Below are 21199 nucleotides of genomic sequence, written 5' to 3' on the forward strand. Positions count from 1 at the left end.
AATGCCTAATCATATTATCAACCCCGACGACTGGTATTACTTTCTGCAAGAGCAGCTTAATAGGCCTGTAGCGGAAAGCTTTGAACTGTTACCTATCTTACGTTTTCGCTTTGGCAACCTGTTGAGAGAAGCGATAATTTCGGTCAGATTGGAATATGCCAGCGGGTCTTATTTAATTGCGATCACATGCGTGGGCAATGAATTAATTCGATTACCAATCGATGCCTTTGTGCCGGAAAGGTTGCTGGCGTTTGATCTGTTTGACCCACCCAGATTAGATCGATTATTAACGATTATCACAGCATGGATAGAGTCGCTAGATACACTTGCAGCGGCACGCGAGTTTGAGCTGTTTACCCCGCATGCTCTGGCGCTCATGGAACGGGTTACCACAGATTTAAAAGAGTCTGCTTATGAATCTGAAGAAAAATCCATGCAGTTTTACCTGTCATTGAGTCAGGTAATGGGGCGGGAATTTTCCCCCGCCATCCGGAAAAAAATCGAGGCGACAGTTCGCGCGCAATACAAGGCCAACCCGGCTAATGATATGGCGGGTGAATATCCTGAGAATGAATGGCAGGCGTTGGGAGCCATGCTGTTCGACGGCTCGCATATTCTCTTGCAAATGGGAATCGACCAATTGCGAAGGGCGGTTTACAGCAAGATTAAGGCATTATCCACTGCTGAAAAACTCGCTTTATGGTTTGACCTTTGTGAAAACCCGGAAGAAAGTCTTGGTGGCAGCACATTGGAAAATGATTTCAATGTGCTGCACGATACCGATACGTTTGATCCGTTTCTTGAGTCGATATGCGATGACTTGCAATCCGCCATGCAATCAGACTGGGAAAAGCGGCTCCGTGAAATCGAAGCGAGAGACTTAGAAATCGATGAATAGTCATTCATTACATCCTAAGAAGATTCCAATACCAAAGGGAGCGCCTACTTGTCAGCCACCCAATGGTGGTTATAATACACACCATGAATAGCAGGCAACTGATCAAGCTACTTGAAGATGACGGGTGGACGCTGCGTAGCGTTAAAGGCAGTCATCATGTCTTTGTTCACCCGGTTAAGCCGGGACATTTGACAGTGCCGCATCCCAAAAGTGATTTAGGCAAAGGATTGGTGAGTAAGCTGTTAAAACAAGCGGGGTTGAAGGTATGAGATTTTTTGTTGCGATTGAGCCAGGTGATAAGGATCATGCTTTTGGCGTAGTGGTGCCCGATTTGCCAGGTTGCTTTTCGGCAGGCGACACCCTGGACGAGGCATTCGAAAACGCAAAAGAAGCCATTGATTTATGGTGCGAAACAGTTATCGAAGATGGTGCAATGATTCCACCCGGCAAAACGCTAGCGGAACATCAAGCAGACCCAGAATTTGCTGGTTGGGTGTGGTCTATCGTAGAGGTGCCGGTAGAACGGTATTTAGGCCCCGCCGAGAAGGTCAATATTACATTGCCTAAGCTGTTGCTGACTCGTATTGACGAATACGCCAAAGCTCACGGCTCTACCCGTTCCGGGTTCTTGGCTCAAGCCGCCCGGCAGGCGATGCGTTAAGCCTTATCCTTGCTTTCGGAACGGTATCACTTGGGCCCCGGCCTTCAAGCTATCGAGGTAATCAGCCCAGCTCTGCATCATCCGCCGCCGCTCTTCGAGGTATTGCGCTCGATTATAGGCAGCCCTTACCTGGTCACGGGGAGCGTGAGCCAATTGTCGTTCAATAGCATCCGGTGACCAACCTTGTTCATTTAGCAGGGTTGATGCCGTAGTTCTGAAGCCGTGAGCTGTCATCACGTCCGAATCATAACCTAACGATTTAAGTGCCGTTCTGATAGTGTTATCCGACATTGGCCGTCCATCGCCCCGACTTGACGGAAAGACATAGTGGCCGCCACCTGTGAGCGGTTGAACCATCTCAAGAATGGCGACCGCTTGCGTTGATAATGGCACAATGTGATGAAAATCTGTTTTCGATACATAAGGCCGCCACTCCCTCGCCACTAAGTCAACATCAGACCAAAGCATTTGCCGGATTTCGCCGGGTCGTTGAAACAGTAGAGGCGAAAGCCTGAACGCCGATTGCACAACAAAGGTACCCTGATAGTTGCTTATATCTCTGAGCAATTGCGCCACAAGTTTTGGGTCGATGATTGCAGCTCGGTGTTTAACCTTTTGGGCCGGTATCTGTTTGGCGACAGGTTGCGCTGGGTCGTATTCAGCAAAGTTATGGACAATGGCATAGGCAAATATCGAACTGATTTCAGCGTGGAGCCGGTGGGCCGTTTCAAGCTGCTGTTTATCAATCATCGGCTTTAGCACTGCCAATATTTCAGACGATTTGACTTCCTTGATTGGCTTATCCCCTAGCAACGGAAAGGCTAAGCGTTCAATCCTACTGTTTTTTTTGGTGTGGGTTTTTTCGCTGGTAAGGTGGGCGATAGAAGCCAGCCATTGCCGAGCAACATCAGCGAAACTGTTCAGGATCGGCAAACCTTCCCTAACCCGTTCGTCATTTGCCTTGGCAAGTTGCTTGGCTGCCTTGGCGTCTTTTCTGATTTCGCCTGGGTCTATACCGTTGGCTATTTGTTCACGTGCTTCTTCCGCCTTACGTCTGGCATTCTCAAGCGATGTATCTGGGTAAGCGCCGAAAGCGATTTTTCTCCGCTTGCCGTCGAAAGCGTAAACGAAACGCCAAAGCTTGCTTCCTGTTACTCCGACAAATAAGAACAATCCGCCACCGTCGTTGATGGTGTAATCCTTGTCTTTGGACTTAGCAGCCCTGTAGACCGTGTCTTTATTGAGATTAACCGCCATTTTGTTACCTTCGCCCCTTCAAATTGTTACCTTTTTCGCAGGCATTATAGGCACGGTAACAAAAAAGGTAACACTTTTAGGTGTATGTCCCTGTATCTAGCTGCATGTCGCTGGACAATAAAAAACCCGCTAAGTCAGATAACTTGCGGGTTTTTGTACTTCGTTGGGTTTCTTAAAACCCTTGTTTGGTACCGACGGGCGGACTTGAACCGCCACGACTTGCGTCACCACCCCCTCAAGATGGCGTGTCTACCAATTTCACCACGTCGGCTTTAATTGTTGCTAACTTATTTTGCCGCTGGCTTTTCGACTTCTTTGATAGCCGGCGCTGCAGGCAAAGTCGCATCCTGGATCGGCAAGCTGCCGTCTGCCGGCATGCCTTGCGTTAATGGTACATCAGACTTAACGGGTTCAGCAGCAGGTGTCGAATCCAATATGACGTCGGTTTTTTTACCTTGATAGCCACTTAACACGGCCAGGCCTAAGCTGGTAATAAAAAACAAGGTGGCGAAAATAGCGGTGGTTCTGGACAAAAATGAGGCAGAACCTTGCGCGCCGAATACCGAACCGGATGCGCCGCCGCCAAAAGTCGCGCCGGCATCCGCGCCTTTTCCTTGTTGCATCAGGACCAAGCCAACGATGCCTATACCCAGGAAGATGTGAATAATTATTATAATTTGGTACAACATAAAGACCTTAATCGGATGAGACTAAACCGAATGGCAAATCTGCAGGAAGCCTTTTGCATCCAGCGATGCGCCACCCACCAAACCACCATCAATGTCAGGCATCGCAAACAAGCCTTTTGCGTTATCTGGCTTGACGCTTCCGCCGTATAAAATTTGTACTTTTTCCGCGATTACCGGATTTCTATCGGCAATCCGTTGGCGAATGTACTTGTGTACTTCTTGCGCTTGCTCGTCGGTCGCCACTTTACCGGTGCCGATAGCCCAAACAGGTTCGTAAGCAATCACGGCGGTTTCGAACGCTTCGATGCCTGCGGCGGCAATCACGGCGTCCAGTTGCTCGTCAACAACTCGGAAGGTTCTGTCTTGTTCACGCTCTTCCAGTGTTTCGCCCACGCAAAGTACCGGGACGACACCTTTGCTCAAGGCTTGGCAAAAACGTCTGGCAACCGACTCGTTGGTGTCGCCGTAGTAGCTGCGACGCTCGGAGTGACCAACCAATGCATATTTGCAGCCGACTTCGCTCAGCATTGCTGCTGATACTTCGCCGGTATAAGCACCGGATGCTTGGTCGGCAACATTTTGCGCGCCCAATGCGATGGGGGATGCCGCCAATACGCTACGAATATCTGACAAATAGACGAATGGAACACAAACCGCTACTTCTTGCTGAACATTACCAAGACCGTCAGCTAAAGCTTGAGCAAGTTTTTGCCCATCTTCCCGAGAGCCGTTCATTTTCCAGTTACCCATAATCAAAGACCGACGCATTACATCCTCCGAGCTAAATAAGACCGCATATAATATCGAGTTAAGCCTTTTAGTTCAAGCCGGAATAGCTTTCTTGACATCGGCGGCCAGTTGGTTGGCAAACTTGACCACCTCGTCTTGATCTACACCTTCCACCATCACTCGGATCAATGGCTCGGTGCCGGAGGATCGCAGCAACACTCTACCTCGTTCACCCAGTTTTTTCTCTACTGCGTCCACGGCTTTTTTGATGCTGTCGATCTCTTCGATTTTGACTTTTTTATCGGTTTTGACGTTAATCAGCACTTGCGGGTATTTGCTCATACCGGATTTAAGCTCATTCAGGCTTTTGCCAGTACGTTGCATTTCCGCCAACACTTGCAAGGCGGAAACAATACCGTCGCCCGTGGTGGTTTTATCCAGACAGATAATATGTCCGGAGCCTTCGCCACCGAGCATACCTTTGTGCTCAGATAACATTTCCATCACATAGCGGTCGCCTACTTTGGCGCGCAGCAGAGGCACGCCGACGGCTTTCAGCGCATGCTCCATGCCAAGGTTTGACATCAGTGTACCAATCACGGGCCCGAACAATTTGCCTTCTTCCAAGCGCGATTTAGCAATGATGTAAATCAACTCGTCGCCATCGACAATTTCACCTTTGTGATCGACCATGATAATCCGGTCGCCGTCGCCATCCAGCGCTATTCCCAGATCGGCGCGGAATTCCAGCACTTTGGCAGCCAGATTTTCCGGCTTGGTAGCACCGCATTCGTCGTTAATGTTCAAACCATCCGGGTCGGCGCCGATGGTGACAACTTCGGCTCCCACTTCGCTAAAAACATGCGGTGCGATGTGATAGGTCGCACCGTTGGCACAATCGATAACAATCCGCATGCCTTTAAAATCCAAATGCGGCGGTACCGTTGCCTTGCAAAACTCAATATAACGCCCGGCCGCATCGCTGACCCGTTTGGCTTTACCCAGTTTTGCCGATTCCACCGTAGTCATCGGCGCATCCAGATACTGTTCGATCTGGTGCTCCACGTCATCCGGCAATTTGGCGCCATCCACCGAGAAAAACTTGATACCGTTGTCATAGTACGGATTGTGAGAAGCACTGATGACAATGCCGGCTTTTGCTCTCAAAGTACGAGTCAAGTAGGCAATACCAGGCGTGGGCATAGGCCCCAATAAACGGGTATCCACACCCGCCGCCGACAACCCAGCTTCCAACGCTGATTCGAACATATAGCCGGAAATGCGCGTGTCCTTGCCCACCAACACGAAACCACTGCCTTCCTTGGCAAAGACTCTGCCTGTCGCCCAGCCCAGTTTCAGCATGAAGTCGGCAGTAATGGGGTACTCACCGACTTTGCCGCGGATACCGTCAGTGCCAAAATATTTTTTTGCCATACTCAAATTCTCTTAACTAAATCCCAAAAAAAAGAGAGGCCGGAGCCTCTCTCGCTTTTGCCGTTACAGCATCAGCCTTGCTCGGCTGCGCCTCCGATTGATGGGTCGGTATCTTTTTGATCCCAATGATCATTTTTGATGCCACCACTGGAAGACGGCGTATCGTCCTCCCAACCTTTCGGCTCTCTCACCGGTTTTCTTTCCATTAAATCATCGATCTGATATTTATCGATGGTTTCGTACTTCATCAAGGCATCTGCCATTGCATGCAGAATATCTTCGTTTTCTTTCAGAATCGTTTCCGCTCTTTCGTAATTTCTATCAATGATAGACCGGATTTCTTCATCAATGGTGTGTGAAGTCTCTTCCGCAACCGATTTATGCTGGGTGACTGAGCGGCCCAAGAAAATTTCGCCTTCTTCTTCGCTGTACGCCAAAGGACCAAGACGTTGCGACAAACCCCATTTGGTCACCATGTTTCTGGCCAGCTCGGTGGCACGTTCGATGTCGTTGGAAGCACCGGTGGACACTTGTTCCCAGCCAAAAATCAATTCCTCGGCAATCCGGCCACCGTACAAGCTGGAAATCATGCTATCGAGTTTACGTTTGCTAGCGCTATATTGATCGCGCTCAGGCAAGAACATGGTTACACCCAACGCACGGCCACGCGGCATGATGCTGACTTTGTAAACAGGATCGTGCTCAGGCACCAAGCGGCCGACGATAGCGTGACCGGCTTCGTGATACGCAGTCATTTTCTTTTCTTTCTCGTCCATCACCATGGAACGTCTTTCCGCCCCCATGATCAGTTTATCCTTGGCTTTTTCCAAGTCCACCATGCTGACTAAACGCTTGTTGTAGCGCGCGGCGAACAAGGCCGCTTCGTTAACCAAGTTGGCTAAGTCAGCACCGGAAAATCCTGGCGTACCTTGGGCGATATATTTGATTTTGACATCGTCCGCCGCAGGCACTTTTTTCAGGTGCACGTTAAGAATTTGTTCGCGGCCTCTGACGTCAGGCAATCCGACCACCACTTGACGGTCGAAACGGCCTGGACGCAACAAGGCTTTATCCAGCACATCGGAACGGTTGGTTGCGGCGATAACGATAATACCTTCGTGACCTTCGAAACCGTCCATTTCGACCAGCAATTGGTTCAAGGTTTGTTCGCGCTCGTCATTACCGCCGCCTAAGCCGGCACCACGTGAACGACCAACCGCATCGATCTCATCAATGAAGATAATGCAAGGTGCGTGCTTTTTGGCTTGTTCAAACATGTCACGCACCCTGGAGGCACCGACACCGACGAACATTTCCACGAAGTCCGAACCGGAAATAGTGAAGAACGGCACTTTAGCTTCGCCGGCAATCGCTCTGGCCAACAAAGTTTTACCGGTACCCGGAGGGCCAACCATCAAAGCACCTCGCGGCACTTTACCACCTAATTTTTGGTATTTTGCCGGGTCTTTAAGGAAGTCGACCATTTCCTCGACCTCTTCCTTGGCTTCATCGCAACCGGCTACATCAGCGAATGTGACCTTGTTTTGATCCTGATCCAGCATCCGTGCCTTGCTTTTACCAAAGCCCATCGCACCGCCGCGACCACCGACCCCGCCACCTTGCATTTGGCGCATGAAGAATACCCAGACGGCAATCAGCAATAAAATCGGCCCGAACGACACGAATATTTGCATCAGCATCGAAGGTTCTTCGGGAGGCTGAACGGATATTTCCACACCGTTAGCCAACAGATCGTCGATCAAATGCGGATCGTTAGGCATATAAGTCTTGAACTTATCGCCGGAGACCATTTTGCCTTTCACAGTATTATCGGAGATCGCAACCTGCTGAACTTGTCCAGCTTTCACAGCGTCGATCAATTGCGAGTATGAAAACGTCGCGTCGCTACGAATCGCCCGCGACCCGAAACTGTTGAATACAGCCATCAACACTACGGCGATGACCACCCACAAAATTAAATTTTTAATCATATCGCTCAAGTTACGCGCTCCGGCCTGGAATGGCCTCAAAATTTAAAAACCGAGTAATTGTATCAGGACTACTCGCATCCCACCGCCATCATAGCCCTATGAAAGGCGACTTTCGCAGTTTTATTTAAAACCTTTCGCCAAAATATACACTTCATTACTTCTGGCCCGTGAAGCTTTCGGCTTTCTAATCACCACACTGCTGAACTGCTGACGCACTTGATTATAGTATTCATCAAATCCGGCGCCCTGAAACATCTTGATCAAAAAGGTGCCACCCTTAGCCAAAATGTGTTGCGCGGCGTCCAGGGCCAATTCGCCCAGGTAAATGGCCCGTGGCTGATCCATTTCCCGGCTACCACTCATATTGGGGGCCATGTCCGACAATAACAAGTGCACCGGTTCGCCATCAAGCACTTTATAGAGTTGTTCAAGCACTTCGTCTTCCCGGAAGTCGCCTTGAATAAAATCCACGCCGTCGATAGGATCGATAGCCAACAAATCCAGCGCAATCACCTTATTTTTTTTACCGACGATTTTGCTGACATATTCCGACCACCCGCCCGGTGCGGAGCCTAGGTCGACTATATTAATACCAGGTTTTATGATTTTGTCTTTTTCTTGGATTTCTATCAGTTTGAATACGGCACGAGAGCGATAACCCATTGCCTGCGCTTTCTTGACATACTCGTCTTGGAAATGTTCCTGCATCCATTGCTGGCTACTTTTGCTGCGTGCCATATTTTCTATTCGTGTAAAATTGCCGGGTTTTTAAAGTTTAAGGAAACAGAGTGAATCCTATCCAAAAGAAAAAGCTGAAGGCCCTAGCTCACCCACTAAATCCCGTGGTGATTATCGGCCAGGCCGGCTTGACCGACGCAGTTATCAAGGAAATTAACGTGGCGCTGAACGCCCACGAACTGATTAAAATCAAAATTCGCGCCGAAAGAGACGAACGCGCAACCATCAGAGAACAAATCTGCGAGCAGACCAAGGCCGAATTAGTGCAATCGATTGGCCAAATTGCAGTTATTTATCGCTTGAACCCAAAAAAATAACGCCAATGGGGAGGCGTTTCCTCCCCATCAACCAATCAGCTTAAATATATTGAACCGAGATTATCTCGTACTCGATATCGCCGCCCGGCGCTTTTACCGTCACGACATCCTCCACTTCCTTGCCAATTAATGCCCTGGCAATCGGCGATCCCACGGAAATACGGCCTTCCTTGATATTAGCTTCATCTTCGCCGACGATTTGATAAGTCACCGTCTTGCCGGAATCAAGATCTTCGATTTCCACCGTGGCACCGAATACCACTTTGCCGTTGGCTTCGGTTTTTGTGACATCAATGATGTTGGCGTTGGATAATTTGCCTTCAATTTCAGCGATGCGGCCTTCGGCAAAACTTTGCTGTTCGCGCGCCGCGTGGTACTCAGCATTTTCCTTTAAATCACCGTGCGCGCGCGCCTCGGAAATAGCCTGAATGATACGCGGCCTGGTCACGGTTTTAAGCTCTTCCAGTTCGGCCCGTAATTTATTGGCCCCGACCACTGTCAGTGGAAATTTTTGCATTTACTGCTCCCCTTTTGAATTCAAATTCATCCGTTAAAATGTTTTATGCAAGTCCTGCAAGCAATTGACATCGCCGGCATCCAGCTCGCCCAAGGCATAGCAAGCAGCGCGCGCGCCAGCCATCGTCGTGTAATAGGTGACCTTGCGCTGCAACGCTTCACGGCGCATCGTAAACGAATCGGCTACCGCTTTGACCCCTTCGGTCGTGTTGACGATCAACTGCACCTCGCCGTTTTTGATCATATCTACAGTATTGGGCCGGCCCTCGTTAACTTTGAAAATTTCCTTGCAAGCAATGCCGGCTTCCTTCAAAACTCTAGCCGTACCACGGGTTGCGACGATTTCATAGTTTTTCGCGATTAACATATTCGCCAATTCGGGCAGCTTGGGTTTATCGGCATCACGAATACTGATTAAGACCTTGCCGCTGTGGCTCAAATCCACACCGCACGCACGTTGCGACTTGGCGAATGCCTCCCCAAAAGTCTTACCGACCCCCATCACTTCACCGGTGGACTTCATTTCCGGTCCCAACAACGGATCGACGCCAGGGAACTTAATGAATGGGAACACAGCTTCTTTCACCGAAAAATACTCGGGAATACGCTCTTCGGTAATGCCCTGCTCTTTCAGGGATTTGCCCACCATCACCCGCGCGGCGATTTTCGCCAGCGGATAACCGGTAGCCTTGGACACAAACGGCGCAGTCCGCGAGGCGCGCGGATTCACCTCTAAAACATAAACCGTCTCCCCCTGAATCGCAAACTGCGTATTCATCAAACCGCGCACACCCAACGCTTCAGCCATTTTTGCGACTTGCGCCCGCAACTGGTCTTGAATAGGTAACGGCAAATCGTAAGGCGGAATAGAACACGCGGAGTCGCCGGAATGCACGCCAGCCTGTTCGATATGCTCCATCAAACCACCGATCAACACGGTTTCGCCGTCGTAAATCGCGTCGACATCCATTTCCACGGCATCGTCCAAAAATCTATCCAGCAATACCGGCGAATCATTGGAAACGCTGACCGCTTCTTTCATATAGCGGCGCAAGCCTTCCTCGTTGAACACGATCTCCATCGCCCGCCCGCCCAATACATACGACGGACGCACTACCAGCGGATAGCCAATTTCCTTCGCGGAATTCACGGCTTGTTCAACCGAACGCGCGGTGGCATTGGGCGGTTGCAGCAAATTCAAACGCTCCAGCAATTTCTGGAACCGTTCGCGGTCTTCCGCCAAGTCTATCGAATCCGGCGAAGTGCCAATGATCGGCGCACCGGCCGCTTCCAAGGCCCGGGCCAGTTTCAACGGTGTTTGGCCGCCGTATTGGACGATAACGCCTTTGGGCTTTTCCAGTTCGATGATTTCCAGTACGTCTTCCAGCGTCAAAGGCTCGAAATACAGACGGTCGGAGGTATCGAAGTCGGTGGAAACGGTTTCCGGGTTACAGTTGACCATAATGGTCTCGTAACCGTCTTCGCGCAGCGCCAACGCGGCATGCACGCAACAGTAATCGAACTCGATACCTTGGCCAATGCGGTTCGGGCCACCGCCAAGAATGATGATTTTTTCCTTATCGGACGGATTGGCCTCGCATTCCTGTTCGTAAGTCGAATACAGATATGCGGTATCGGAAGCAAACTCCGCCGCGCAAGAATCGATGCGCTTGTATACCGGACGCACGCCTTTTTTGTGACGGACGCTGCGCACTTCGGATTCCTTGGTTTCCAGTAATTTGGCCAGACGTCTGTCGGAAAAACCTTTGCGCTTCAGCCGCAATAACTCGCCCGGCTCCAAAGTTGCCAGGGTTTTGGTGGACAAGGTTTTTTCGGTATTAATCAAATCCTCGACTTGCGCCAGAAACCACGGATCAATTTTCGACGCCTGATGAATCTCAGCAAAACTCAAACCACTACGGAATGCATCCGCCAAATACCAAAGGCGTTGCGGGCCAGGATAACGTAGTTCTTTGAGAATGGTGTCTTCGCTATTAGCGTCGTTCAAATCGGCAATTTCATCCAGACCATCGACACCCACTTCCAAGCCACGCAAAGCTTTTTGCAACGATTCCTGGAAGGTGCGGCCAATCGCCATCACCTCGCCGACCGACTTCATTTGCGTGGTCAGCCTGTCATTAGCTTGCGGGAATTTTTCGAAGGCAAAGCGCGGCACCTTGGTAACCACGTAATCGATGGACGGCTCGAACGACGCAGGCGTAGCACCGCCGGTGATTTCGTTACGCAATTCATCCAGCGTATAGCCCACCGCCAATTTGGCCGCGACTTTGGCAATCGGGAAACCGGTGGCCTTGGAGGCCAAGGCCGACGAACGCGAGACACGAGGATTCATTTCGATGACAATCAAGCGGCCGGTGTCGGGATTGATAGCAAACTGTACGTTGGAACCGCCGGTATCGACACCAATTTCCCGCAATACGGCCAATGAGGCATTACGCAGGATTTGATATTCCTTGTCGGTGAGGGTTTGCGCCGGTGCGACGGTAATCGAGTCGCCGGTATGTACGCCCATCGGATCGAAGTTTTCGATGGAGCAGATGATGATGCAGTTGTCTTTCGAGTCGCGCACCACCTCCATTTCGAACTCTTTCCAGCCCAAAATGGATTCTTCGATCAATAGCTCGCTGGTCGGCGACAAATACAGGCCGCGCTCGCAAATCTCGATGAACTCTTCGCGGTTATAGGCAATACCGCCGCCGCTGCCGCCCATCGTGAACGAGGGGCGAATCACGGTGGGATAACCCACTTCTTCCTGTGCGGCAAAGGCTTCTTCCATGCTGTGTGCGACTTTGGCTCTGGACACTTCCAAACCAATGCGCGCCATCGCTTCATTGAACAGCGCGCGATCCTCGGCCATATTAATCGCTTCCTTGGTCGCGCCTATCATCTCCACGCCGTATTTTGCCAATACGCCGTGTTTATCCAGCGCCAACGCGCAGTTCAACGCGGTCTGGCCGCCCATCGTCGGCAGGATGGCGTCGGGACGTTCTTTTTCGATGATTTTCTCAACGGTCTGCCAGTCGATAGGCTCGATGTAAATCGCATCGGCCATATCCGGGTCGGTCATGATGGTCGCCGGATTGGAGTTGACCAGAATCACCCGGTATCCCTCTTCCCGTAGCGCTTTGCAAGCCTGGGTGCCGGAATAATCAAACTCGCAAGCCTGACCGATGACAATCGGTCCTGCGCCCAGTAATAAAATCGATTTTATGTCGGTTCTTTTTGGCATATCACTCTGTATAAAACTTAAGCGGAACGAGGCTGGTTCATCAAATCGATGAAATCGTCGAACAAGGACTCGACATCTTGCGGGCCGGGACTGGCTTCCGGATGCCCCTGAAAGCTGAAGGCCGGCACGTCGGTGCGGGCGATGCCCTGCAAACTGCCGTCGAACAGCGATACGTAGGTGGCTTTCAGGTTGGCGGGCAAAGAGTCGGCGCTAGCGGCAAAACCGTGGTTTTGGCTGCTGATCATCACCCGGCCGGTTGCCAGTTCTTGCACCGGATGGTTGGCACCGTGATGGCCGAATTTCATTTTCTCGGTTTTCGCGCCGCTGGCTAAAGCCAATAACTGATGGCCCAAACAAATACCGAATACCGGCACTTTTTTGTCCAGGATGGTTTTGATCGCTTCGATGGCATAGGTGCAAGGCTCCGGATCGCCAGGACCGTTGGATAAAAACACGCCGTCGGGATTCATTGCTAACACTTCGGCGGCGGGCGTTTTGGCCGGAACGACCGTGACCTTGCAACCGCGGTTGGCCAACAAACGCAGGATATTGCGCTTGATACCGAAATCGTAAGCCACTACATGCTTGGTCAAATCAGGCGCTTGTTGATGACCTTCACCCAGCTTCCAGACGTTTTCGGTCCAGACATAGGCTTGGGCGGTAGTCACTTCCTTCGCCAGATCCATACCTTTCAAGCCTGGAAAGCCTTCGATGGCCTGTTTCGCAGCGTCTAAATCAACCGACTCACCGGCCATGATGCAACCGCGTTGTGCGCCTTTGTCGCGCAGCAAGCGGGTTAATTTGCGGGTGTCGATGTCGGCAATTGCCACCACGTTGTGCTCGCGCAGATATTCGGGCAGGGTTTTCGCGTTACGCCAGCTGCTGGCCAGCAAAGGCAAATCCCGTATCACCAGGCCGCTAGCAAACACTTTGACAGATTCGTCGTCTTCAGGATTAGTACCGACATTACCGATGTGCGGATACGTCAATGTGACGATTTGCCGTGCGTACGACGGATCGCTGAGAATTTCCTGATAGCCGGTCAATGCCGTGTTAAAAACCACTTCTCCCACGGAACAGCCGTCGGCACCTATCGAAATGCCGTGAAACACCGTCCCGTCTTCTAGTACCAGTAATGCAGGTTTGTTCAAGATTGGCCACCTTAGATGTAGAAAACGGGATAAATCTTGCGATTCATCCCGTTCCTGATAGATAAAAACTTAGGTGATTTTACGAAATTATGGCTGTTTGGTCATTAACAATTTTCTAACTTGGTGCGTCACCGAGATTCCACTGTTTCACAAAGACACTGTATTTATTGCCAATTCCGCCTTATCCGAGCTGCCCGGGCGCCAGCAGCCACTGCACCGGGCTGTGTAAGGACAACAGGTTCAGTCAATGTTCGAATTTGCCGATTTCGGCTTGCAGTTTTTCTTGCTGCGCCGCCGTCAACAGCATAAACACGTCATGATCAAGCTTGGATTTTTCCAAGGCCATCTGCTGATGCATCGCCGCAGATTTCTCAAGCAACGCTTTGGCCTGTTCCTCATTGTAATCAGCGGAAAAACTCAAAGCGTGCAATTCGGCTCGCAGCGCATGCTCTTGTTTAAATCGACCCTGTCCGTCACCGAATCGGGTTTTCATTAAATTCTTGATATCGGCTTCCTGTTTTTCGCTGAGATCAAGATTTTTTAAAAATCTCGGCAAATGTTGCTCGCCGTCCGCCTCGCCAAACCTATGCATCGGCGGTTTGCCGCCGCCGTGGTGCCCGCCGTGCGGCGGCTCAGCCATTGCAGTTAGGGGTAACAAGCCAAGCACTAACACTAATTTTTTCATAACACTCTCCACAAAACGATGATAAATCCAAGGACAAAACTTGTTCAATTTCGTCGTAGCCAGTATTTCAAATCAGAGGTTAAGTGCTGTTAGTGCTGTGTAAAATCAGGTAAACCGCGCTGGTTGTCTGCAGAAGCCGCGGCTATGATGATGAACACACAGCCAACGAGCGAGAACCATGCACAAAGTGTTAATTATCGATGACGACGTCGAACTGGCGGGATTATTCCGAGAGTATCTGACGCAGGAAGGTTTTAATGTGGACGTCAGCCATACCGGCGCCTCCGGACTGCAACATGCCCTATCCGGCGAATATCAACTGGTCATTTTGGACATCATGCTGCCGGATATCAAAGGCACCGAGATATTGACGCGCATCCGCCTGGAAAGCCGGGTGCCGATACTGATGTTCACCGCCAAGGGCGATGACGTGGACCGCATCATTGGCTTGGAATCCGGCGCCGACGATTACGTCCCCAAGCCTTGCACGCCCAGAGAACTGGTCGCCAGAATCCGGGCAATTTTGCGTCGAACCCAGCCCGCCGCCAGTCTGTCATCAGGACCGATTGTCGCCGGGCCGTTAAAACTGTGGCCGGAAAAACGCAAAGCTGCCTGGTTTGAACAAGACCTGGACCTAACCAGCACCGAGTTCAATTTGCTGGAAACCTTAGCCAGTCAAGTGGGCCGGGTGGTCAGCAAAAACGAACTCTCCGAAAAAGCTCTGGGCAGGCCTCTGGCGCGTTTCGACCGTAGCATTGACGTCCATATGAGCAGCATCCGCCAGAAACTTGGCAGCCAGCCGGACGGCCGCTCTTACATTCAGACCGTGCGCGGCCAAGGCTACCAGATGATCAAGGCATAAGATGGGCAGATTGTTTTGGAAGTTTTTCTTTGCTTTCTGGCTGGCTCTATTAACCGCAGGCATCGGTGTGGGTACCGCCGTCTGGCTAAGACACTCCGCGCAGCAAAACCTGTCGGCCAAGCCAGCCGATGTCGTCGATGTCAGACGCGCTTCGCTAGTCAAGCTGGCCGCCAGCACCCTGCCGCATGGCGGCGTCAAGGGCTTGCACGATTTTATTCAGACCTTGCAAAACACCCGTTTTCCACCGATATACGCGGTAGACGATACGGATCGGGAATTACTGGGCAGACCCTTAGCGACAGAGGTATTGCAGCAGGCCAGAGCCTTACAGCGAAAAAACGCCTACCCGGATGCCATCCAAATGATTGCGGCCGACGACGGCCATCGTTATCTACTTTTCGTACCCTTGCCGGAACACGGTTTTGGCAGCCTGTTCAGGCCGTCATTTCCGGGCAATCCCGAACTGCCTGCATTTGGCTTCGACGGCCCCCTTTTTGGAGACCGGCCGCCCCCGTCGAGCGGTAACCCGGAAGAGCACGGCCCTCGCCCGCGCCGCGAGCCGCCCACGCCGATTTTACCGATAATCTCCGGCAGCTTGGCTAGCCTGCTGTTCAGCGGACTGTTGGCCTGGTATTTCGCCAAACCCATTCGCAGCCTGCGCGACGCTTTAAGCGCTGTAGCTCAAGGCCGGCTAAATACCCGCATCGGCAATGCAATGGGTAGACGGAGCGACGAATTGGCGGACCTGGGTCGTGACTTTGACCATATGGCGCAACAAATCTGCTCGCTAATCAACGCCCAGCAACATCTGCTGCACGATGTGTCTCACGAACTTCGCTCGCCGTTGGCGCGTATCCAGGCGGCTATCGGCCTGGCTCAACAACAACCGGAAAAATTGCCGGCCACGCTGGAACGCATCGAACGGGAATCGCAACGCATCAGCGATTTGGTCGGCGAACTATTGATGCTATCCAAGCTGGAAGCGGGCGTTGCGCCAGGAAAACTGGATGCACTCAATCTCGACGACCTACTGGCCGACATTGTCGCCGACGTGCGTTTCGAGGCGGAACCGAAGCGTATCGAACTGAGGTATCTCAGCGATGTTGACGTGGAGGTCGAATGCCAAAGCGAACTATTACATCGCGCTATCGAAAACGTGCTGCGTAACGCCGTGCAGCACTGCAAAGCCGACGGCACGGTATGCATTGCCGCCGATTTTGATAGCGCTAATCGTCACTTAAGAATACGGGTGGACGATGACGGCCCTGGGGTACCCGATCAGGATTTGACGGCCATTTTTCAGCCGTTTTTCCGCAGTGGTCAAGCGCAAAAACCGCACAGCACCGGCCTGGGACTCACCATCGCCCATCGAGCCGTCGATGCGCATGGCGGGAGCATCAGCGCTGGCAACCGACCGGAAGGTGGTTTAAGTGTTCTGATTGAAATCCCGTTTCCAATACGGCACGCAAACGAGAGGTAAGTATGTTTAAACTCAAAAAGTGGCTGTCAGCCACGCTGATAGCTTTACTGTCGGCATGGACGCTAAGCGCGAGCGCCGACCCGTTTCATCATTACGGCGGCCGGCATTTTGGCGGACACTTCCGTCCGGGTTTTGGCTTCTACTTTGGTGCGCCACTGTATCCCCGACCGTTTTACCCGTCCTATCCTTACTACCCGGCTTATCCGTATTACCCGCGGGAAATCATCACCGTACCGGTGCAACCCCCGGTCTACATCGAGCGCGAGCGCAGCCAGCCTCAGAACGCCCCTTTAGCAGAAGGCTATTGGTATTACTGTAACGACCCGGCTGGCTACTATCCCTATGTAAAGGACTGTGCGAATGGCTGGCAACAAGTTGAGCCGACGCCGCAAAATTAGCAGGAGACCGCAAACATGAACAGTAAAAACCCAATAACAGGAATCTGCGTAGCACTGGCCTTGAGCGGCTGCGCCCATATGCCTTCAGGCCCGAGTGTGATGGCGCTGCCCGGCACCGGCTTATCATTCGAACAATTTCGCCAAGACGACTACCAATGCCAGCAATACGCGGCCGGACAAGTGGGGGCCACACCGAATCAAGCCAGCACCGATAGCCAAATCGGCAGTGCCGCAGTCGGCACGGCAGTGGGAGCGGCCGCCGGCGCCGCTATTGGAGGCGGCGGCGGAGCGGCAATCGGCGCGGGCACGGGATTAGTGGCCGGGACTATCGTCGGCAGTGGCGAATCAAGACGCTCCGGCTATGCCACCCAACAAGGTTACGACAATGCCTATGTGCAATGTATGTATGCCAAGGGGCACAGAGTACCGGTATCCGGGCAGTTTTCTTACCAATCGCCGGCGCCCAAAGCCTCACAACCCAGCATTCCGCCACCACCACCCGGCTTGCCACCACCACCTCCTTACCAATAACCAGCAGGAAGGGCTTGCGTAACTAGAAAGTCATCCGCAAGCCCGCTTCGAGAATGTGGTCGGAAATATTGGTTTGGCCCAAGCGGGTCTCATAACGCACGAACCCTGAGCCGCCATTGGGCAATGTAGCGCTGAGCGAACCGCCGAGGTTGACATAATCGCGGTCGGGCTCGCCGGTTTGAATCGTAAAATTACCCTGCCCCGGCTCGGCCTGAGCCAAGCGCATGTGAATCAGCCGATTGTCGTTGAGGTATTGATGCTCCCATTCCACGCGCACGGCCGGCGTGAATACGCCCCATGAGGTGCTGAGCGCATAACTGATTTGGGTACCGAGATTGCTGACGAAAGAATGATTGATTTGCTCGCCGGTGATGATGTCGAAACCGTTGCCGCTGTGCTCCTGGTATTGGGCGATGTTCATGCCCAGGTACTCTAAACGCAGATAAGGGCCGATGGCCCACTCGTCCCAATTGAAGTCTTTGCCGCTGCTTAATGCAAAACCGTATTGATTGCCGGTGGTTGTGGATGCGGATTGGCCGGCGAATCCGGAAAAGGCGTATTGGCGGTTAAAGGCATAGTCATTACCGCCGTAGTTTCCCACCCAATCCAGATAAATATCCTCGGGCAGATAATAGCTGCCGTATAGCGCGCCCAGATAAGTATCGCTGCTCATATTGCCGGCCGAATCGGCATATTGGGTGGAAGAATGCGTGTAGTTAAATGCCGCACCAACCACCAATTTGTCGCTTAGCCGATAATCCGCGCCGCCCGTTACGGTGCGCGCTTGCGAATCAAAGCCGCGATCCCACGCATCACCGCGCAGATTGGCAAAATTAAAGCGGGTTTGTAAAAACACACCCAGCGGTGAATCACGGAACAGCTCGTCATCGCCCGCCGCGCCGCCTAGCCCCTGAGAGCCCACAGGGTTGGCGGATAATTGGATCCCGTTAAAATTCACCGACAAAGGCGCACCGCCGCCGCCAGCGCGTAAGCTCGCCAATCGGGTCAACGGGCCATCCATGCGCGTTGCGCCCAATTTCACCGGCCCGGCCATCTGGCTCGGCACCTGATCCGGCGTTAATGCTGCAACAGCGGTGGTTTGCTGTTCCGGACTGAGTGCTTGCAGTTGCAGGCACCGGGTCGCCAAAATCCCGCTTGGGGTCGCGCAAGCCTCGTTCAAGGCGGGCGCGAAAGTCTGCTGGTTAAAGGTTAATTCCGGTGAGGTGCTGGTTTCGGTCGTAAAAGGTTGCAGACTCCAGGGTGCCAATTGGCCTCGACCGCCACCGAAACTGCGTATCGCTCCCAATAAGTATTGGTTTTCAGGCAGATTGGGATCGATGTAAATGTTGTAGTCGCTGCTAATGCTGCTTAATTGGTTCACGCCATCCGCCAATACCAGTCGACTGGCATACAATGCGGCGCCCGGCGTGCTATTGCCATCGACCAAGCTCAAACCGTTGCCGCTCGCTACCGTTACAGAACCCCAGGCAAAATTATTGACCGCACCAGCAGTGGTCTGCCCCTGATCGCTACCCACCAAGCTCATCGCATGCTGCGTCGCGCTCGGGCCGCTGAAAACCAGATCGGCATTTGCGGTATTCCACAGGGTATTTTGCGTGCTGGCATTAATAAAATCGCCGGTTACGATGAAAACATCGCCGGCACCGCCCACCAAATAACCGCTGGCACCTATGGACAGATTGTTGAATTGGTTGATCGACGGGTCGCTCTCATAGCGGCCGTTATTCGTGAAGTTACCGGTAAACGCTACCGAGGTATTTACCGTTCTGAAAACACCGTCGTTACTGACATTGCCATCAAACCGATGCGTGTTGTTACCGGAAATATCGACGCGCCCTTGCCCGCTGTTATAGAAATCGCCGGTCCCGGTAATTAGACCGGTTTGCGCCAGATTGAATTGGCCGGTATTGCTTATAGTGCCGGTATTGTTCAGCACGCCGTGATTGCTGAAAGTACCTTGGTTACTCAGTTGCCCGGCGTTGCCGAAATTTCCCTGATTGACCAGTGCGCCGGCGTTTGTCAGCGTATTTCCCGTTACATTGTCGATGCTGCCGCTATTGACCATCTGTCCGGCGTTCTCGATTACACCTTGGTTGTTGATGGCGCCGAAATTGGCGAAAACGCCTGAGCCATGACTGAACGTGGCGCTGTTATTGACTAATGTGCCATAGTTGTTGAAATCGCCGCCGGTGTTGTAATAGTAACCGGGCAAAGTGCTGAAACTGTCATTCGCGCTAATAGAACTAACGGCTATAGGTATGACAGTTACCTGAAAAGGCGCGAAACCGGATATGCCATTCTGGTCTTTCCCAAACCCGCCGGCAGTATTCGGTTGGTAAACATAGTCCAGCGTTGCGCCAAGACCGATAAAGTAAGTCCCCGGCGTTTTAGGGGCCGTGAGTTGACCGGAAAACGATCCGCTCAGGCTACCGAAACCGGGACCGATTCCACCGGAGTAAAACCCGGCCGAGCCAGCCTGTGCCGGGGCAATCCAAGCGGTATAAAGCTGGATAATGCAGCCTGGGCAGTAACTGGTGTCGCCTTCCTGGATGCTGTAACCACCCGCCAAATTAACGGTGGCCCCCGAACCTACCGTTGCCGAATTTCCGGCAAAACTCCCCCTGTCTGCGCCGGCAAAGAACGGCTGAGTAATCGTGACATTACGCCCAATCACCGACCAGGACACATCGGATGACAACGCATCGGCTAGCGCAGACCCGGAGGCGCAAGCCAACAAGCCAATCCGTATCGGACCCTTTAATTTCATCACACTGTTAATTTGCTATGCGCTTGGATTGCGGGATTTGAAGAACTATGTACATAAGGTTAGCCGAATCATTCAACAAAACAACCGCATCGTTAGGTACTCTCAACGATGCGGAATATCAAATAATTTACAAGGACCCCAAATAAGCGGCCACCGCCTTGATGTCGTCTTCGCTAAGCGATTGTGCCAGAGCATTCATTTGCGGGGCCTTGCGCGCGCCTTTTTTGAAATCGGTTAGCTGTTTGGCTAAATATTGCGGATGCTGTCCGGCCAGTTTCGGCACCATACCCATACCTTGCGCATTGTTGCCGTGGCAACCCAGACACATAGCGGCTTTGTCTTTACCCTGCTTAACCAAATTGGCGTCGCTGCTACCGGCCGATTTGCCGTGCAAGCTGGCGTAATACGCAGAAATATTTTGAATGTCGGTGTCGCTCAAGCCTGAAGCCAACGGCTTCATCACCTCGTTATCACGCTGACCGTTGCGGAATTTATTCAGCTGACTCTCGATATACACCGCGCTCTGCCCCGCCAGACTGGGCCATAACGGGCTGCTACTGACGCCGGCCGCACCGTGGCAACCTTGGCAGGCCGCCGCTTTCGCCTTGCCTGCTTCGATATCCGCTGCATTGACGCCTGCGGCAAACAGCCCCAGCATGACGATATATTTCATTTTATGATATTTATTATTCATCGGAATCACCCTTGGTTGGCTTGTTGTACAATCCTGACCACATAATGCGCTATCAGGCTTCTGCATCATAGTCAGGCGACATTGACTAAGCAAACCTAAATCCCTTCAACCCACTCGAACCAAAGGAATA

At 52.1% G+C, this 21199-nt stretch carries 20 protein-coding genes and 1 tRNA gene; 8 read left to right on the forward strand and 13 right to left on the reverse strand.

Going from position 1 to position 21199, the window contains the following annotated elements:
* Nucleotide 1 precedes the first annotated feature (1 nt).
* The 3 genes from JL719_RS17875 (at nucleotide 2) to JL719_RS17885 (ending at nucleotide 1559) form a co-directional block, all read left to right on the forward strand.
* A complete protein-coding gene (locus JL719_RS17875) occupies nucleotides 2–898 on the forward strand; it encodes a hypothetical protein (protein ID WP_033155610.1) in 897 nt (298 codons plus the stop codon).
* 83 nt (nucleotides 899–981) lie between these two features.
* Entirely contained in the window at nucleotides 982–1167 is a 186-nt protein-coding gene (locus JL719_RS17880) for a type II toxin-antitoxin system HicA family toxin (RefSeq protein WP_033155806.1), read from the forward strand.
* Complete coding sequence (locus JL719_RS17885; RefSeq protein ID WP_033155611.1) at nucleotides 1164–1559, forward strand: type II toxin-antitoxin system HicB family antitoxin; 396 nt, start codon at nucleotides 1164–1166, stop codon at nucleotides 1557–1559. The genes JL719_RS17880 and JL719_RS17885 overlap by 4 nt, the downstream gene beginning before the upstream one ends.
* Before the next feature lie 3 nt (nucleotides 1560–1562).
* Here JL719_RS17885 and JL719_RS17890 read toward each other — a convergent pair whose 3' ends face one another.
* The 7 genes from JL719_RS17890 to rlmE all read right to left on the reverse strand — a co-directional run bounded on the left by JL719_RS17890 (nucleotide 1563) and on the right by rlmE (nucleotide 8397).
* A complete protein-coding gene (locus JL719_RS17890) occupies nucleotides 1563–2816 on the reverse strand; it encodes a tyrosine-type recombinase/integrase (RefSeq protein ID WP_033155612.1) in 1254 nt (417 codons plus the stop codon).
* Between the two features lie 186 nt (nucleotides 2817–3002).
* Nucleotides 3003–3087: transfer RNA gene (locus tag JL719_RS17895), tRNA-Leu, on the reverse strand.
* A 16-nt stretch (nucleotides 3088–3103) separates the two neighbouring features.
* Nucleotides 3104–3439 carry a preprotein translocase subunit SecG gene (gene secG / locus JL719_RS17900; RefSeq protein ID WP_445368325.1) on the reverse strand — a complete coding sequence of 112 codons (336 nt, stop codon included), beginning with the start codon at nucleotides 3437–3439 and terminating at the stop codon, nucleotides 3104–3106.
* A gap of 87 nt (nucleotides 3440–3526) precedes the next feature.
* The gene (tpiA, locus tag JL719_RS17905; RefSeq protein ID WP_033155613.1) at nucleotides 3527–4273 is read right to left on the reverse strand and encodes a triose-phosphate isomerase; all 747 of its coding nucleotides are present in this window, start codon (nucleotides 4271–4273) and stop codon (nucleotides 3527–3529) included.
* A 54-nt stretch (nucleotides 4274–4327) separates the two neighbouring features.
* A complete protein-coding gene (gene glmM / locus JL719_RS17910) occupies nucleotides 4328–5668 on the reverse strand; it encodes a phosphoglucosamine mutase (RefSeq protein ID WP_033155614.1) in 1341 nt (446 codons plus the stop codon).
* A 71-nt stretch (nucleotides 5669–5739) separates the two neighbouring features.
* Nucleotides 5740–7659, reverse strand: coding sequence for an ATP-dependent zinc metalloprotease FtsH (gene ftsH / locus JL719_RS17915; protein ID WP_192393468.1), 1920 nt, complete (start codon nucleotides 7657–7659; stop codon nucleotides 5740–5742).
* Nucleotides 7660–7779: 120 nt separating this feature from the next.
* Nucleotides 7780–8397, reverse strand: a complete 618-nt coding sequence (rlmE, locus tag JL719_RS17920; protein ID WP_033155616.1) for a 23S rRNA (uridine(2552)-2'-O)-methyltransferase RlmE — start codon at nucleotides 8395–8397, stop codon at nucleotides 7780–7782.
* Nucleotides 8398–8447: 50 nt separating this feature from the next.
* Here rlmE and yhbY point away from each other — a divergent pair, with 50 nt between their 5' ends.
* On the forward strand, nucleotides 8448–8714 hold the full coding sequence (yhbY, locus tag JL719_RS17925; RefSeq protein ID WP_033155617.1) for a ribosome assembly RNA-binding protein YhbY: 267 nt from the start codon (nucleotides 8448–8450) through the stop codon (nucleotides 8712–8714).
* 40 nt (nucleotides 8715–8754) lie between these two features.
* Here the strand turns inward: yhbY and greA are convergent, their stop codons facing one another.
* The 4 genes from greA to JL719_RS17945 all read right to left on the reverse strand — a co-directional run bounded on the left by greA (nucleotide 8755) and on the right by JL719_RS17945 (nucleotide 14316).
* Entirely contained in the window at nucleotides 8755–9231 is a 477-nt protein-coding gene (gene greA, locus JL719_RS17930; protein WP_033155618.1) for a transcription elongation factor GreA, read from the reverse strand.
* A gap of 33 nt (nucleotides 9232–9264) precedes the next feature.
* Nucleotides 9265–12480, reverse strand: a complete 3216-nt coding sequence (carB, locus tag JL719_RS17935) for a carbamoyl-phosphate synthase large subunit (protein ID WP_033155619.1) — start codon at nucleotides 12478–12480, stop codon at nucleotides 9265–9267.
* A gap of 17 nt (nucleotides 12481–12497) precedes the next feature.
* Nucleotides 12498–13631 (reverse strand): glutamine-hydrolyzing carbamoyl-phosphate synthase small subunit, encoded by a 1134-nt coding sequence (gene carA, locus JL719_RS17940; protein ID WP_033155620.1) that lies wholly within the window; start codon nucleotides 13629–13631, stop codon nucleotides 12498–12500.
* 244 nt (nucleotides 13632–13875) lie between these two features.
* Nucleotides 13876–14316 carry a Spy/CpxP family protein refolding chaperone gene (locus tag JL719_RS17945; protein WP_033155621.1) on the reverse strand — a complete coding sequence of 147 codons (441 nt, stop codon included), beginning with the start codon at nucleotides 14314–14316 and terminating at the stop codon, nucleotides 13876–13878.
* Nucleotides 14317–14494: 178 nt separating this feature from the next.
* Between JL719_RS17945 and JL719_RS17950 the strand changes: the two genes are divergently transcribed.
* From JL719_RS17950 to JL719_RS17965, 4 genes are read left to right on the forward strand one after another with little or no spacing between them, the layout of a single operon-like run.
* Nucleotides 14495–15178: a response regulator transcription factor gene (locus tag JL719_RS17950; protein ID WP_033155622.1), complete on the forward strand. Its 684-nt coding sequence runs from the start codon at nucleotides 14495–14497 to the stop codon at nucleotides 15176–15178.
* A gap of 1 nt (nucleotide 15179) precedes the next feature.
* Complete coding sequence (locus tag JL719_RS17955) at nucleotides 15180–16658, forward strand: ATP-binding protein (protein WP_033155623.1); 1479 nt, start codon at nucleotides 15180–15182, stop codon at nucleotides 16656–16658.
* Nucleotides 16659–16660: 2 nt separating this feature from the next.
* On the forward strand, nucleotides 16661–17056 hold the full coding sequence (locus tag JL719_RS17960) for a hypothetical protein (protein WP_033155624.1): 396 nt from the start codon (nucleotides 16661–16663) through the stop codon (nucleotides 17054–17056).
* Between the two features lie 15 nt (nucleotides 17057–17071).
* Nucleotides 17072–17587 (forward strand): glycine zipper family protein, encoded by a 516-nt coding sequence (locus JL719_RS17965; RefSeq protein ID WP_033155625.1) that lies wholly within the window; start codon nucleotides 17072–17074, stop codon nucleotides 17585–17587.
* Between the two features lie 22 nt (nucleotides 17588–17609).
* Here JL719_RS17965 and JL719_RS17970 read toward each other — a convergent pair whose 3' ends face one another.
* Together JL719_RS17970 and JL719_RS17975 are read right to left on the reverse strand one after the other, a co-directional pair.
* A complete protein-coding gene (locus JL719_RS17970; RefSeq protein ID WP_033155626.1) occupies nucleotides 17610–20375 on the reverse strand; it encodes an autotransporter outer membrane beta-barrel domain-containing protein in 2766 nt (921 codons plus the stop codon).
* Nucleotides 20376–20502: 127 nt separating this feature from the next.
* Entirely contained in the window at nucleotides 20503–21069 is a 567-nt protein-coding gene (locus tag JL719_RS17975) for a c-type cytochrome (protein WP_033155627.1), read from the reverse strand.
* Nucleotides 21070–21199 lie beyond the last annotated feature (130 nt).

The organism is Methylomonas sp. LW13, assembly GCF_016865255.1.
In the GTDB taxonomy this organism is placed as follows: Bacteria; Pseudomonadota; Gammaproteobacteria; order Methylococcales; family Methylomonadaceae; genus Methylomonas.